Annotated in this window: 13 protein-coding genes and 1 pseudogene; 2 read left to right on the top strand and 12 right to left on the bottom strand. The window is 63.6% G+C overall.

Annotated features, from left to right (window positions below; translation table 11 throughout):
* Positions 1-269 precede the first annotated feature (269 nt).
* A protein-coding gene (locus STRIP9103_RS53820; RefSeq protein WP_445081948.1) for an IS630 family transposase occupies positions 270-1,333 on the top strand; the annotation gives its coding sequence in 2 pieces (ribosomal slippage) (positions 270-713 and positions 716-1,333; 1,062 coding nt in all).
* Between the two features lie 32 nt (positions 1,334-1,365).
* Here STRIP9103_RS53820 and STRIP9103_RS43730 read toward each other — a convergent pair.
* The 12 genes and pseudogenes from STRIP9103_RS43730 to STRIP9103_RS45405 all read right to left on the bottom strand — a co-directional run bounded on the left by STRIP9103_RS43730 (position 1,366) and on the right by STRIP9103_RS45405 (position 13,392).
* A complete protein-coding gene (locus tag STRIP9103_RS43730; protein WP_048822195.1) occupies positions 1,366-2,115 on the bottom strand; it encodes an IS5/IS1182 family transposase in 750 nt (249 codons plus the stop codon).
* A 35-nt stretch (positions 2,116-2,150) separates the two neighbouring features.
* Entirely contained in the window at positions 2,151-2,831 is a 681-nt protein-coding gene (locus STRIP9103_RS43725) for an MFS transporter (RefSeq protein ID WP_009342122.1), read from the bottom strand.
* 24 nt (positions 2,832-2,855) lie between these two features.
* On the bottom strand, positions 2,856-4,130 hold the full coding sequence (gene lat / locus STRIP9103_RS43720) for an L-lysine 6-transaminase (protein ID WP_009342119.1): 1,275 nt from the start codon (positions 4,128-4,130) through the stop codon (positions 2,856-2,858).
* A gap of 46 nt (positions 4,131-4,176) precedes the next feature.
* Positions 4,177-5,274, bottom strand: a complete 1,098-nt coding sequence (locus STRIP9103_RS43715) for a Gfo/Idh/MocA family protein (RefSeq protein WP_009342131.1) — start codon at positions 5,272-5,274, stop codon at positions 4,177-4,179.
* A gap of 68 nt (positions 5,275-5,342) precedes the next feature.
* Entirely contained in the window at positions 5,343-6,185 is an 843-nt protein-coding gene (locus STRIP9103_RS43710) for an HAD family hydrolase (RefSeq protein WP_158696967.1), read from the bottom strand.
* A complete protein-coding gene (locus STRIP9103_RS50475; protein WP_141584470.1) occupies positions 6,182-7,300 on the bottom strand; it encodes a hypothetical protein in 1,119 nt (372 codons plus the stop codon). The genes STRIP9103_RS43710 and STRIP9103_RS50475 overlap by 4 nt, the downstream gene beginning before the upstream one ends.
* 603 nt (positions 7,301-7,903) lie before the next feature.
* The gene (locus STRIP9103_RS52980) at positions 7,904-8,050 is read right to left on the bottom strand and encodes a hypothetical protein (RefSeq protein WP_258539838.1); all 147 of its coding nucleotides are present in this window, start codon (positions 8,048-8,050) and stop codon (positions 7,904-7,906) included.
* A gap of 29 nt (positions 8,051-8,079) precedes the next feature.
* Positions 8,080-8,307, bottom strand: coding sequence for a hypothetical protein (locus tag STRIP9103_RS52635; RefSeq protein ID WP_009342068.1), 228 nt, complete (start codon positions 8,305-8,307; stop codon positions 8,080-8,082).
* An 85-nt stretch (positions 8,308-8,392) separates the two neighbouring features.
* Positions 8,393-9,616: pseudogene (locus tag STRIP9103_RS43695) on the bottom strand (IS3 family transposase).
* Positions 9,617-9,705: 89 nt separating this feature from the next.
* Positions 9,706-10,878 (bottom strand): nitric oxide synthase oxygenase, encoded by a 1,173-nt coding sequence (locus STRIP9103_RS43685; protein WP_009342103.1) that lies wholly within the window; start codon positions 10,876-10,878, stop codon positions 9,706-9,708.
* Between the two features lie 18 nt (positions 10,879-10,896).
* The gene (txtE, locus tag STRIP9103_RS43680) at positions 10,897-12,117 is read right to left on the bottom strand and encodes a 4-nitrotryptophan synthase (RefSeq protein WP_009342107.1); all 1,221 of its coding nucleotides are present in this window, start codon (positions 12,115-12,117) and stop codon (positions 10,897-10,899) included.
* A gap of 447 nt (positions 12,118-12,564) precedes the next feature.
* The gene (locus STRIP9103_RS45405; RefSeq protein ID WP_234022452.1) at positions 12,565-13,392 is read right to left on the bottom strand and encodes a helix-turn-helix domain-containing protein; all 828 of its coding nucleotides are present in this window, start codon (positions 13,390-13,392) and stop codon (positions 12,565-12,567) included.
* Positions 13,393-13,940: 548 nt separating this feature from the next.
* Here STRIP9103_RS45405 and STRIP9103_RS43670 point away from each other — a divergent pair.
* On the top strand, positions 13,941-14,177 hold the full coding sequence (locus STRIP9103_RS43670) for an MbtH family protein (protein WP_309474645.1): 237 nt from the start codon (positions 13,941-13,943) through the stop codon (positions 14,175-14,177).
* Positions 14,178-14,484 lie beyond the last annotated feature (307 nt).

The raw sequence follows: 14,484 nt of genomic DNA, 5'->3' as shown, positions 1-14,484 counted from the left end.
AAGCGGACACAAGACGCCGCATGCCTCCCTCACCCCAAGTGAGACCATGCCTGACCAGCAGAAATCAAGGGATCACATTCGGTTGAGATACGGCTTCTCAGGCCGTAGAGGCGGATGTCGCCGAAGACTGCGGAGATGGGGCGGGTTCCCGCCTGTTTGTTCTTGGTTATCTGAACGACTGTCCTGGTCGCCCTGAGTGTCTTACTGACCTTGAAAGCGTGGTGTCGTCGGGGGCTGGCGGTTCGTGATCCCGGCGGTATGCCGTCTGTATGAGGTACGCGCAGGGTGGTGGGCTGACGGCCGAACGGCGGGCGTTTCGTGAGCGGTTGCGGATGGATGCGGCCGAGCGGTTCGCGTGCGGGGACGACAATGCGGTCATTGCCCGCGACCTGCGGGTGAGCATCCGTTCGGTGCAGCGGTGGCATAAAGACTGGTCCGAAGGCGGTCTGAAGGCGTTGGCCTCGAAGGGGCCGGCCTCGCTGCCGCTGCTGAGCGACGAGTTGTTCGCGGTCCTGGAACGTGAGCTGGACAAGGGCCCGGTCGCGCATGGCTGGCCGGACCAGACTTGGACCCTGTCACGGATCAAGACCCTGATCGGCCGCCGGTTCCACAAGAGCTACACGATCCAGGGCGTCGCTGCCCTGCTCAAGCGGCACGGCTGGTCCTGCCAGGTCCCCGCCCGGCGGGCGGTGGAGCGTGACGAGGCGGCGGTGGCCGGGTGGGTGAAGGAGACCTGGCCGCAGGTGGAAGGACAGCGGCGGCGCTCGGTGCCTGGCTCGTCTTCGAAGACGAAGCCGGCTTCTCGATGACGCCGCCCACCACGCGCACGTGGTCCCGCCGCGGTCGCACACCGACCGTGCGGGTGCGGGGCCGCTCCCGACGCCGCTTATCGGTCGCAGCCCTGCTCTGCTACAAACCCGGCCGCTCCTCCCGGCTGATCTACCGGCCGAGCCCCGACGCCCGGCCGGACGGGCGCAAGAGTTTCGCCTGGACGGACTACCGCGACCTCATCCAGACCGCCCACCAGCAGCTCGGCGGCCCGATCGTGCTCGTTTGGGACAACCTCAACACGCACCTGACGACCGGTATGCGCCGCTACATCGCCGAACGCGACTGGCTCACCGTCTACCAACTCCCGCCCTACGCGCCGGACCTCAATCCGGTCGAGGGCATCTGGTCCATCCTGCTTCGCACCACCCTGGCCAACCGCGCATTCGCCGCCCCGCAGGACCTGATCGCCGCCGTCCGGCGAGGCTTACGGCAGCTTCAGTACCGCCACGACGTCCTCGACGGCTGCCTCGTCGGCACCGGACTCATCCCCGCCCCACCATGACGACATCACGCATTCAAACTCAGTGAGCCTTTTCAGTGGTGCCGCTCCAGGGTGAGGACGGCCTTGGCGATTGACGGCATGCGGTTCGGGCTGCACCGGGCGTGACGGAAGATTCGCCAGCACTTCAGGCGGGCGATGCCTCGTTCGACGGGTGCGCGAGTGGCGGCCAGGGCCCGGTTGACCGTCTGCTCGGTTGTGGTGAGTTCGCCATGGGGCGGCCGGCGCTTGGGGGTGGTGACCCACTCGCCCGCGCCGATGTAGGCCATGTCGGCAAGGACGGGGACGCCCTGGCGCTCACAGATCCTGATGATCTTGTGTGTGCGGGCGGCGGTCAGGTCGTGTGTGCGTCCGGGCAGGGCAGGCGAGAGCCACAGCGTCCGGCCGTCCGGGTCCGTGACGACCTGCACGTTCACACCGTGCCGCTTGCGCTTGGTCGAGTAGTCCGCGCGTCCGTCGCCGACCCGGTCGCACTCGGCGAGCGTGCCGTCCACGAGAACGTAGTCGGAGTCTGCCTCGCGCAGGACCTTCAGCAGGCCCGGCGCCTTGTCCGCGAGGTACTCGACGACGGCGGTGACGTACGCGTGGGCGGTGCCGACGGAAATACGGAAACCCGCGGCCAGTTGCGCCAGGGGGTCGTGTCGGCGCAGGTATGCCAGAGCGATCACCGCACGCTCGGACGGCCGGAGTTTGCAGCGTCGGTCACCCTCGTGGGTGACGATCAGCATCGTCACCCACTCCACGAGTGCGTGCGGCAGGTCGAGTGCGGCAGGATATGGGACCAACAGGGCTCCTGAGCTGGAGAGTTGAGACCTAAGACCTAGACACCTCTCTCAACGGCATGGGAGCCCTGTCCGTTGCCTCCGGTCCCGCTGTCACTCATTCGGGGGCCACCCTGAAAACCCTCAGTAGGTATCATTGTCGATGTTGACAGATGCATGACGCAGCTCAGCGAGATCAGGCAGATCACCACGACTTCCAGGTGCAGTGCCCACCAGCCGACGCCCACGAGGCCGGAGCCCAGGAGCGGGCCGGCCAGGGTCCCCACGCTGACGACGAGCCGGTACGCGGCGAAGACGCCGTCCCGCTCTTCGCCCGATACAGATTCCACGAGGGCGATGCGCTGGGCGACGTTGCGCAGCGGCTGGAGGAAGGTCATGATCACCAGGACCGCGCAGGCGCACCAGACCTGGAGCGCAGGCAGCAACAGCGCGGCGGCACAGGCGACTTGAAGGGCCGAGCCGATGACCGCCACGGGCCGGGAACCGATCCGGTCCGTCAGACGGCCGCCGAGGTAGCCTCCGGCCATCCCCGCGGCGCCCGCCAGCATGAACGCGGCGGAGGCCTGCCCGGCCGTGGCCTTGAGGGGACCGACGAGCCAGGTACCGAAGAACGTCATGAAAACGGACAGTGCGGCGAAGTTCGTGGCGATCGCGGTCAACGGCCAGCGCGCGGGAACAGGTATTTCCGAACCCAGCACCTTGCGAACCGCGTAGTTCATTCGTCCTCCGCACCAATAGGTTTTCTACATGCTTTTGAGCACACGGCTGATGGCCTGGACCCCGCGGTCGAGTTCACTTTTCGTCACTGCCAATGAGGGGCGGAGTCGGATGCTTTGGGCGCCACTTGCCCGGAGCAGGGTGTGTTCTTCCGTGTACAGCCGCTCCAGGAATTTTTCCCGGACTTCGCCGGACGGGAGGTCGAACGCACAGATCAGACCTCGCCCGCGCGCGTTCGTCAGCAGTTCCGGGAATCGCTCGGAAAGTGCTTGGAGTTGGGTCAGGAGGTGCTTTCCTTTTTCTCCCGCTCCCTGGATTAGGAACTCGTTTTCCATGATCTCCAGAACTCGGGTAGTCCTGACCATGTCGGCCAGGTTCCCGCCCCAGGTGGAGCCGAGCCGCGCGGAAACTACAAGGGCGTTGTCAGGCACCAGGCCGACCCGTCGGCCGGCCATGATGCCGCACACCTGGGTCCGCTTCCCGAAAGCCACGATGTCCGGTTCCAGGCCGAGTTGCTGATAGACCCAGGGTGTGCCGGAGGAGCCGCACCCAGTCTGTACTTCGTCCAGCACGAACAGGGCGTCGTGCTCCTGGCAGAGCCGCTGCATACCGGTGAGGAATTCGCCGCTCAGGTGAACGTCGCCGCCTGATCCTAGGATTGGTTCGGCGATGAAGCAGGCGATTTCGCTGCCCTGTCGTTCGAATATGTCCCGGGCTGCCCGCAGTACCTCTGCGGCTGAATCCGGATCGGGCAAGGAGATACGCGGCCACTCCCACTTGGGGTACAGATCCGTGACCTTCGAGTCGCCTATGTTCGTCAGGCTCATGGTGTAGCCTGAACAGCCGTGGAATGCTCCGGTCACGTGCATGACCTTCAGTTCCTGGCCATCGCCCGCGCCGACTCGTTGCGCTTTCCAGTCGAAGGCGACTTTCAAAGCGTTCTCCACGGCCAAGGCGCCGCCGTCGATGAAGAACATGCGCGGCAGGTCTGGGTCTCCGAGGACTCGGGTGAAGGTCTCGATGAAGTGTGCGTACTCAACGGTGTAGAAACCGGTGTTGGCCACTTTGTGCAGAGCCGCCCGGGCCAGGTCCGTCATGAAGTTCGTGTCCTGGACCATAGCCGGGTGATTCATGCCGAGCGGCAGCGAACCGAAGAAGGTGACCAGGTCGAGGTATTCGATTCCGGAACGGGCGTCGACAAGCGTCGATCCGTGACTTCGCTCCAGGTCGACGACCAGGTCGAGGCCGTCCACCAGAACGTGACGCTGTAGCGTCTCCAGAACCTTGTCAGATCTGGGCATCAATTCTCCTCGATTCCATTGGTGAGCTGTCTTTCGTCGCTTTTCTTCACTGACCTTCGGCCATCGTTGCCTTCACGATCCTGGCCATCAGACGGGTGTCCTTCAGGGCCTCCCGTCCGCTGGTCAAGGGGTCGGTAGTTACGGAGGTGACACACTCGTGGAAATGGCGCAGTTGCGATTTGAACGCCTCTTCGTACGAACCCGTGACGACTTCTTCGATCTCTGCCGGACGCGTGTGGCCCGGCAGGGGCTCGGTCTCGTTCCGCCAGATCCTGACCGTCGAGGGAGCGTGACGGAGAAACGGATTCGAGATATCCAGGGAGACGGTACGGTCGTCACCCCAGACGGTGAGGCTCTCCTCAAATCTGTGCACCGATGTGCTCGCTCCCTGAAAGATGCATTGGAACCCGTCCGCGTACTGGAGGAGAGCGGTCAGCGCACTTCCGCCCGGATTGGTATTGGCCTTCACCGAGACCGGTTCGTCAGGAAAGGCGCTGCGGTAGATGTTGATGTCGTGGCTCCAAACACCGAACATCTCCATGTAGGCGTTCAGTGCCGCCTGGTCCATGTCCTTCGACTCGTCGAGAACTCGGTCACGTCGTGTATCGCGTTCCGCGTTCTGGCTACTCGACCGGTCGATCTCAAGAAGTTCCGGGATAATCCAGTTTCCGTATTGCGGGCCGACCACCAGATGAACGCGCGCCATGATCGGGCGCGCCATCTTCTTGATCTCCTCAAGGCCGCGCTGGACACCACTGTCATAGCGCTTCATATAGCCGACCATGAGAACCTTTCCGGTCTCTTCGGAGATCCGAACCGCCTGCTCTGACTCTGCCACCGTGTATCCCAGAGGCTTCTCGGTAAATACGTGCTTTCCCGCACGGAGCGCGGCGCTGACGGAATCGGAGTGGTCGAGATTCAGTACGAGAACGGCATCGATCTCCGGCGAGTTCTTGAGCATCTCGTCCAAGGACGCGTAGGTCCTGCCGATGCCATAACAAGCCGCGACCCGTCCAGCAAGGTCGGCTGCCCGGTCGCACAGGGCTATTAACTCGAACCGGTCATGCAGTTCTGCGACGTACGGCAAATGCATCAGCTGTGCGATCTGTCCGCACCCGAGTATACCAAGACGAAGACGAGACACTGATCACTCCTATGGATATCGATTGAGTTTCTGACAATCGGGTCGGGGAAATCCGGAATCGGCGGTTCCTAAAGCTTGGTGGCCCGACCGGCGGCGAGATCGGTCAATCGGGTCAGGGTGTCGATGACCCCGTACACATCCGGCTGTGCCGAGACGTACCAGGCTTCGGCACGGACATCGTCCGGAATGGTCGAATCGGTGACGAACGCGCATCGGACTCCGTGTCGGACAGGGACCCAGTCCGCGAGCGAATTTCCGATCATCAGCAGCTCGTTCTTACTGCTCTGGCTGCTCGCCAGCATGGCCAGAGTCCGCCGCTTCCCCGAACCCACCTGGCGATACGGGTGAATTCCGAGGTACAGGCCGTCCGGGCTGCTTTCCAGCGAAATCTCGGTGCTGTGCTCTTCCGCCCAGTCCTGCAAGCTCTTCCGTACGGCGGTCAGGAAATCGCGCGGCCCGAAGACGCTCACGGACGCTCTGCGGTTGGCGCCGAACGCCCACCGGTCGGGTCCGGGGCGGATGCCACCGAATTCCGGTGCCAGCGTTTCGTCTGCCTGCTGAAGTCCGTACGCCGAGGCGAGCGCGGCAACCGCCGAACGGACCTCAGTCAGCGCGGCGAAGGGTGTCAGCACCCTCACCTGCCCGTCGATGTCTGCGACGTTCCCGTTCTCGGCCACCACGGGGAATTCCGCCGGTTCACCGAGTCTGATGTGCCGGCCGAAGTCCCGCAGCTGTTCCAGCGGCGAGTCCGAGCACAGGCCCACCGCTGCCCCGGCCGCTCGCAGCCTCTGGGCTAATTGTCCCACCTTCCGGAGGGCAGCCATGTCCAGAGGTGCTCCGGGTGAAGACGGAATGAGCGTCCCGTTGAGGTCGAGGAATATCGTCCTGGGCAGGATGTCTGGCGCTGTCATCGCAGGGACTTCGCACCCGAAGGAACGCTGTTCCTGATCTCTGTGGTCGTTCTGCCCCCGCCGATCACGGTTTCGATGTGCTGGTCCAGATGCGTCATCATATGCTCCAATGCTATGCAGGCAGGGGTCGACATTTGAGCGAATCCCAGCGTTGACAGCAGATCGCGCACCGGAGAAGGGAAGTCGGATATCCGTACGATCCTGCCCAGGGACCGTTGAATCCGGCTGTAGAAATCGAGGTTGGCCTGCATTGCCAGCAGCGCGAACTCTTCTTCGCATTCGGCCGATATTCCGATGCGTACCGAGGCTCTCACAAACGGCAGCCAGTAAGGCGCCCGTGTCCAGCTCCCGTCGGGCAGCCGGACCACCAGTCCCGAAAGCCCGAGCAGAAAATTCCTCGGGTCGGCGATCTCCAGAGGATGCGTTTTCTCAGAACTGCCCAGGATACGATACTGCAGCACGGGATCGACCACGACACCCGGAATGGGATCATCGGCCTCATCGGACAGCCGGATACCGGTCACCACGCGCCCTATCCGCACTCCCAGGCGTTGCAGCATACGGAGCACCTCTTTTATGGTGCCGCCGGTGAAGATGTCGTCCTCGATCAGCGTGTACTCGGTATCGACCGACAGCGTGGCCATTTGTCGGAGAAACGACTGTGCCCCTGGGCTTGGTACGAGACCCACGTGTTTCACTCCGCCGAGCAGAAACCCTCGCGAGGCCCGCAAGTGATGGTCAGCCTCCTCGACCAGAGGATCGAGGCTGAGCAGCGGCCCGGCGCCGGCGCGATGGCGGACGCCCTGTTCCAGTAATTGGGCATCGAGCACATGGAAGGTGATGCCGCCGGGGTGACAGATCGTCTTGCTCAATGCTTTGCGTATGTCGGCCTGAAACAGTCGATAATTCTCCGAGACGACGTCGGCGACCTCCCGCGGAACTTGAACCCCGCTGCTCCTGCCCCTGCCGAGTGTCCGGGCCAATTTCTTGACGCAGTACGAAGTGTCGTCCCGCATGGCAATGATGAATGGTCCGGTGCTCGCGACCTCGATGTGCAGGGCAGCGTGCCTAGGATCGGCGATGGTATTTTGTAAGCACTGAGCAACACTGTTCACGGATTTCCTTGCGTGACTTTGTTGCGAAAAATCGACATGAGTATGGCCGACCTCTCGTGGTTTCTATGGGGGGAGATCCGAGAGTGACTCACCGGAACAATACCTTTTGAAGTTGCAGCACTCGGGAGTGGGGGCGAGTTCGAGCTAGCGGTGCAGGCTGTCGCCCGGATCGCGGTTCGGTGTTCCTCGTCGGGTGAAACGTCAGTAAAAAATCCCGGCTGGACAGTCAGATTCCCGCAGTTGACCAGGAGCGTTGATCATCCACTCAGGTTTTGTCATGAATCCGACATGAAATGCATACCGAGACCGGTGGGGGAGATTCCCTGGGAATACGAAGGGGTGCTGATGGGCGATATATCGGGGATGTGGAATTATAGGGAATTTGCTTCGAGAGATGGCGCTGGTTGGCCTCATGCTGTCGGCTGATACGCAGCGAGTTGTCTGACAACCTGGAACGGCAAGAGCAAGGAAACCGATGAAGTTGCGCTATCTCGCCAGAGTGAGTTGTGCGCATCGTGAAGTTGCCGATCACGGGGCTCGTGTGCCTGGGCTTCGGGGTGCTCGTTCTGGTCGGGGGCGGATGACTCCCGGCAAGGTCATCGGTCAGCGGGCAACTTCCCGTTTCGTCAGCACCAGCAGGGCCCTCACCAGTGTGGTTGCCCACTTCGGGTCGGTGCGGACCTGGCCGAGCACGCGCCAGTTCTTCAGGTGGGGGAAGCCGTGCTCGACCGGTGCCCGGACGGCGGCCAGTGCCTTGTTGGAAAGTTTCTGACTGCGGGTCAGGGGCCGGTGCGGGCGGCCCTGTAGCCGGTGATCACCGCCGGGTCGGCGTCCGGGCCACTGTCGTCGAGGCCGACGAAGCCCAGCTCAGCGATCGCGCCGAGCCCGGCCACCTGTAGCTTCTGCGTGAGCTTGTCGTGACGGCAGGCGGTGATCTCCGAGGCGCGTCCGGGTCGGGCCGCGGAGACCCAGAGCAGACGGCCCTTGTCGTCGGTGAGTGCGATCACGAGTAGGCAATGGCATTTGTACTTTCCGGAATATTTTTCCGGTTCTCGCCCCCCCCGGTGAACCGCCCCGGTTTCGTTGGAGATCTCAGTCGGTGGCTGTGAGCTGGGGTTTCGTGGTTGCTCGGTAGTAGTTGGCTTCGTATTCGGCGGGCGGGATATGCCCTATCTCACAGTAGAGTCGGCGGTGGCCGTACCGGTCGACCCACTCGGCGGTGGCGAGCTCGACGTGCGAGAGCGTCTTCCACGGCCGCCGCGGCTTGATGACCTCGGTCTTGAACAGGCCTGTCGTCGACTCCATGAGCGCGTTGTCGTACGTGTCGCCGACCGAGCCGGTCGAGGCCGCGGTGTGGGCCGCGTCGGGGTGTTCGGCCAGGCGGAATGACGTGTATTGCGACCCCCGCGTCAAAGTGGTGCACCAGTTCGCCGGGCAGCGGCGGGCGGCCGTCGCGGTCGCGTTGCCACGGGCCCGTGTCCAGGGCGTCCAGGACAAGTTGGGTCTCCTTCGGCATCGAGGCGGACCAGCCGACGATGCGGCCGGGGAAGGTGTCCACAACGAAGGCGACGTGGACGACGCCGACCCAGGTGCGGTTTGGGGGTCGGGGCGACGAAGTCACGGTCGATGCGGTCCGGGGCCCTGGCGGCGGCCGGTCAGGGAGGGTAGTGATCACCTCTCGCCACGCACGGCGCCGGCGATGCCGATCTCGCGCATCAGGCGCTCGACAGTGCGGCGGGCCACCTCGTGGCCCTGGCGGCTGAGGTGCCGCCAGATCTCTCTCGCCCCGTAGACGCGGTGGTTGGCCTGGTATGCCTCCTAAAAGCAGTTCTTTGAGTTCCCCGTCCCGCATGGCCCTGGGCGAGGGAGCCTCGCGGCGTTTCCTGCAGGCGTAGTAGGTGGAGGGGGCGATCTTGCAGCCGTGCCGGGGCAGCACGCGGCAGATCGGCTCGACGCCGCCGAAGCGGTCCCGGTGCTCGTCGACGAACGCTACGAGCGCAGATGTGGCCGGTCAGGCTCGGCCACGAAGGAACTCGCCGCGGCCTCCAGGATCTCGTTGGCCCGCTTGAGTTCGGCGATCTCCTTCTTCATCGCCTTGATCTGCCCGGACTCCTCCGTCGTCGTCCCCGGACGCTGTCCGGAGCCGACCTGGTCCTGCCGCACCCACATGCGCAGCGTCTCGCGCGAGCCGATGCCCAGCTCGACCATGACCGCGTTGATCGCGGCGGACTCGGTCAGGTAGTCACCGCGGACCTCGGCGCCCATGCGCACCGCGCGCTTGCGCAGCTCAGGCGGGCAGGAGGAGGGACGTGCCATGACTCTGGCCCTTCACGGAATCGAGTCTCCATTCGAACCGGGGCGGTTCAGTGGATCTTCCTTGGGCAGGCGACCGCCTCAAACACTCCTTACTCGTGTGGTAGGTAGAAGTTCGGCCGCAGTTCGGCCGTGTCGTAGTAGCGGTGGAAGACGGGGGTGATGCCACCGGATAGCGGGGGGACAATCCAGCTCCAGTCGGCGGGGACTGTGCGCCCCTGATGTTGCTCCTTCACGAGGTGGGTCAGGAAGTGCCGGGACTCCTCGTGGTGGTTGCTGATGCGGACACCGGCGAGCCGGAAGGAGTGCAGGACTGCAACGTTGAGCTCGACGAGCGCGCGGTCGCGCCACAGGGAAGACTCGTCGGACGTGTCGAGACCGAGGCAGGCGGCGACAGCTGGCAACAGGTCGTACCGGTTCTCGTCGACCAGGTTGCGCGCACCGATCTCCGTCCCCATGTACCAGCCGTTGAAGGGCGCGAGCGGGTAGTCCACCCCGCCGATCCGCAGCCGCATCTGCGAGATGGCGGGGACGGCGTGCCACCGTAAACCGAGTCCGGCTACCCTCGGCTCGTCGGGGTGGCTGATCGGGACCTCCAGAACCACTTCCTGCGGCAGCTCGAACAGCTGGGGTTTTTCGTCGGCCATCTCGATGACCAGCGGCAGGACGTCGAACCGGCCCTCGGTAGGGGCCGACCAACCGAGATCGCGGATGAGTGCGGTGAGCTCGGCATTGCGCGGATCACCGATGACGCTGCCGTCGTCTTGGCGGTGTCCGGCGTACCGGATGAGCTGCTCGTTCCACACTCGGGGGCCGGGGCGGTCAGGAGCGTCCGGCGCGAACACTGAGATGACCGGCCGGATGCGGCCGCCGTTGGTCGCCTGCCGCAGGTGCTCGCACAGGTGCCGATGGATCTCGGCGGGTGTGGTGGCGTCCCGCCGATCCAGGACCCGCAGGCTGTTCCAGTAAAGGCGGCCGATGCAGCGGCTGGAGTTGCGCCATGAGACCCGTGCGCCGTACGTCAGTTCGGCGCTGGTGTGCCAGTAGGTGCCGGTGGTGTCGACGGCGGCGCGGACCTGCTGCAGGCGCTTCCCGAGCGCCACCGGCTGATTCGGTCGCTCCGCGTGGAACTGGCGCAGGAATTCCTCGGCCTCGTCGAGGTCGACGGAGCGGGGTGAGCGCGGTGCGGCCGTCCCCGGCGAGCGTGCGGGACACGTCGCCGGGGGTACGGACCCGGAGGAAACCAGGGAGACTTCTGAGGTCACGAATCCTCGCTAGGGAGGTCAGCGGAGGCTGAGCGGCAGGGAACGCAGGGAGCGGAATTCGAGGTTGTCGTTCCAGAGTGGTTCACCGGCCGGCCGGATCCCGGGGAAGCGGTTCAGCAGCGAGACGAAGTACCACTTCAGCTGGAGGGAGACGAGCTGAGCCGCCAGGCAGGCGTGCACTCCTGTGCCGAACGACAGGTGCCGCCGGCTGTTGCGCCGGTCGAGATCGAAGTCGTTCGGCTGCTCGAACATCTCCGCATCCCGGTTGGCTGCGCCGAGGAACAGCGCGACGGTGTCCCCGGCCTTGATGGTCACACCTCCCATCTCGACGTCCTGCGCCGCGACCCGCCAGGTGAACTGGTTCGAGGCGTTGTAGCGGACCACTTCGTTCGCCGCGTTGTCGACGCATGCCCGGCTCGTCAGGAACCGCTCGATCTGGCCGGGGTTGTGGGCGAAGGCCAGCGTGCCGCTGCTGAGCGACCCCGGGGTCGTCGGCGCGAACAACGCAACGAACACCAGGGCCAGCTGATGGACCGTCTGCTCGGGAGTGGTCTCGGTCAAGCTGTCCTGCGCGCCCGCCAGCCGTGCGAGCACTGTGTCCGGCAGCACCTTCCCGCGCTGTCCCTGGAGGAGTTCGCGTGCGTAGGTGTGCAGGTCGGTGAGGCTGTCGAGGATCGGCTCCTGCGACAGCGGCTGGTCCTTGGGACCGGAGTGGTACGTCATGATCGTTTCCACCCGCGAGATCAGGAAGTCCAGGTCCTCCTCCGGCACACCGAACGCGTGCACGGCGGAGCGCACAGGCAGCTGCGCGGCCAGCGCCGGAACGACGTCGATCTCCGTGGCGCCGGCCGGGATCGACGCGATCAGATCGGCCGCGACCTTCTGCAGGACAACGTTGTAGTGGCCGTGCGCGGCACGCGTGAAACCGGCATGCACGGAACGTCGCAGCGCGTCGTGCAGCGGCGGGTCCGTGTACATCACGACGTTCTTGGTCCAGCGGTGGAAGATGCTGTCCGGCGGCAACGGCTGGCCCGGGAACTTCGCCTCCAGCACCTCCGTGCCCCGGTCCGCCGTGAAGCGCGAGTCTTTCAGGCCGGCGGCGCAGTCCGCGTACGTCAGGACCGCCCAAGCGTTCAGGCGCTCGACCCAGTGAACGGGTTCGCGCTGTGCCAGCTCGGTGTACACGGGGTAGGGGTTGGACACGATCGACGGGTCCGCGAGCGGTGACTGAAAGGTCATGGGTACTCCTCTGACGTCCTGCGGGTTCTCTGGGGGGAAGACAACGGCGCGGCAGAGATGTGAGGGATGTCGCATCCGGAAGCTGTGACAGGCAACGTCTTCACTGACGTCCGGTCCTGGCCATCGGGGGACCGCGGCGCGCCGTCGCTATCTGCGTGAAATGGTTCTGCGCAAAGGGGAACTGCGCGAAGCAGGCTTCGTGCAGGAATTATGGGGAGATAATTTCGCCGAGATGCTACGTACTCACCCGGATTGCCCGTTGCGGTGAGTGCGTTGGCGTCGGAGCCTCTTGGCGGACGCCGAGTGGCCGATACCTCTTCATCATGGAGAGGTATCCCCGACGAAGTCTTGTCGATCGGCGACCACTCACCGGCAGCTGCGCGCCAGTTCCGCGCTTCTCGGCGCAGCAGAGTCGAAACTAAACTTGACCGGTTCCAGAATTGGGTACTACGGTAAGGAATGCAGCTTCCGGTACTCGCGCGGTGACATCTGGTAAGCTACCCGGAACTGCTTGCTGAGCATGGCCGCGTCTGGCATTCCCCAGTTCGAGGCGATCTCGCTTATCTTCAAGTGCGCGAGTTCCGGATCGCGGAGGTCACTTGCGAAACCTTCAAGACGTCGGCGTTTTACGTACTGCATAAGCGTCTCGCCAGTCTGGCTGAAAACCCTGTGCACCTGTCGGGTCGAAATATGATGCTCGGCAGCGAGGGTGGCCGGCCTTAAATCGCTTACCCTTAACTGCCTGTCTATGGATTCCTTCAGCTGCATCAGTAGCGATTTTTGCCAGAGTGCCCGGCGTTTCGGTATCTCACTGTCCAAAATATTATCGAGCGTACCTAAAATCGTCAGGACGATGCTTTCCAGAGATGCCCTCAACTCACCGTTCGCTCGTTTCACTTCATTCACCACGGTTTTCAGAAAGGAGAGCGCGAGAGGTCCATCCGGATGCCGTTCGACGTCTATCACTTTTAGACTTTCCTCGTAGTGGTCCTTCACCATCATGTGCGTTGGTTCGTCCGTCCGCAGCACCAGCATGCGACACTGCGTGAGCGCTTCGATGGAGAGGTCGATGCTGTTGCACGTGGCTACCATGTGTCCCGCATGAATTTCGGCGTATCGCCCGGAATGTCGAATGCGGGCCATGCCCGAGAGTAGGTATATGTCCGTCTGCCGGTACGGTTCCCCGATGCCCAAGTAGGCCGGATTGAAGTGGATCACTGCCGGATCGCAGTCGAGTGAGACCAGCTCAACCTGGCTCGCACGCAGGGTCTTCACGTGCACACGGGAGCCGGGGAACGGGTAGCAGAACATTCCTGGAACGTGCGCCGACGGAAACCGGGACTCACGATCCCTTGCCTCGATCCCGACCGCGACGAAAAGTTCGCAATCGATCGCCCTGTCTGCATACAAAGCGCAAGCCTCCCTCCATGCGACCTCACGCTACTTAATGTTTAAACTACTTGAGATATCCCCGGCGCGCAAACCTCCCGAGGGTGCACTACGTCACAGTCGAAATAATGCTTAAGTGCGTTCGCTGGATGCTTCTTTGCGCTGAGGGCAAAGAAGCTTGGCGCACGGAGACAAGAACGAGTGACGGCACCCATAGATCATGGACGGGACGTTCAGTCGACAGCGCTACGTCGGGGCTTCTTGCCGAAACTCGTGCTCACGCGAGAAGTCGGCGAGGATCCATCTGCAAGATTCCATCATGATCAAGCAATTGAAATGCAAAGCTGCGTGCCGGGTGCGGTCGGCGAGTGCGGCGCTTCACCCACCAAGCGCTAGGCGCAGGGAACGCTACGAAGCGCTAGGCAACCTGTTCAATGTCACCGATCCATGCTCCACTTCCTCCCTCGGAGTTGCTTATGTCCAACCCTTTCGAATCCACGACCCACCCGATGTTCGTCCTCCTGAACGACGAACAGCAGATGTCCCTCTGGCCGGCCTTCACTCCCGTCCCTGACGGGTGGCGCGCCGCTTTCGGCCCTGCCGTCCGTACGGAGTGCCTTGCGTACATTGAGCGGGAATGGGGCGACCTCAGGCCGGCTTCCCTCAGGTGAACAGCCGGGCGAATTGATCACCAATTCATGCCAATCCGGCACATCCTGTAGAACTGTTCGCAAACCGCTTCCCGACAGACAGGCAAGACGGGGAGGCAACCGAACGACGGGGCAAACTCAGTTCCGTCCAGGGGTGAGACCTGTCCGCGCGGTGAATGCTCACCGGCCGTCTCATCAGCGTGAACTCTTTCGGCCCGCCGACACACTGGAGGAATGAGTCCGCGCGACCGCCCAAAGGAGAAAATGCGCAATGTCCCACTCCTTTCCCGAACCTCTCACGGAGCACGCTTCCGAGGCAACTTGGGTC

Source organism: Streptomyces ipomoeae 91-03, assembly GCF_000317595.1.
GTDB classification, from domain to species: domain Bacteria; phylum Actinomycetota; class Actinomycetes; order Streptomycetales; family Streptomycetaceae; genus Streptomyces; species Streptomyces ipomoeae.
The sequence above is the reverse complement of the archived record's forward strand: the minus strand, read 5'-3'. Positions and strand labels throughout refer to the sequence as shown.

Excerpts from the sequence above, each read along its gene's own strand:
- STRIP9103_RS43725 (WP_009342122.1), bottom strand. The coding sequence starts at position 2,831 with ATGAACTACGCGGTTCGCAAGGTGCTGGGTTCGGAAATACCTGTTCCC.
- lat (WP_009342119.1), bottom strand. The coding sequence starts at position 4,130 with ATGCCCAGATCTGACAAGGTTCTGGAGACGCTACAGCGTCACGTTCTG.
- STRIP9103_RS43710 (WP_158696967.1), bottom strand. The coding sequence starts at position 6,185 with ATGACAGCGCCAGACATCCTGCCCAGGACGATATTCCTCGACCTCAAC.
- txtE (WP_009342107.1), bottom strand. The coding sequence starts at position 12,117 with ATGACCTTTCAGTCACCGCTCGCGGACCCGTCGATCGTGTCCAACCCC.
- STRIP9103_RS43670 (WP_309474645.1), top strand. The coding sequence starts at position 13,941 with ATGTCACCGATCCATGCTCCACTTCCTCCCTCGGAGTTGCTTATGTCC.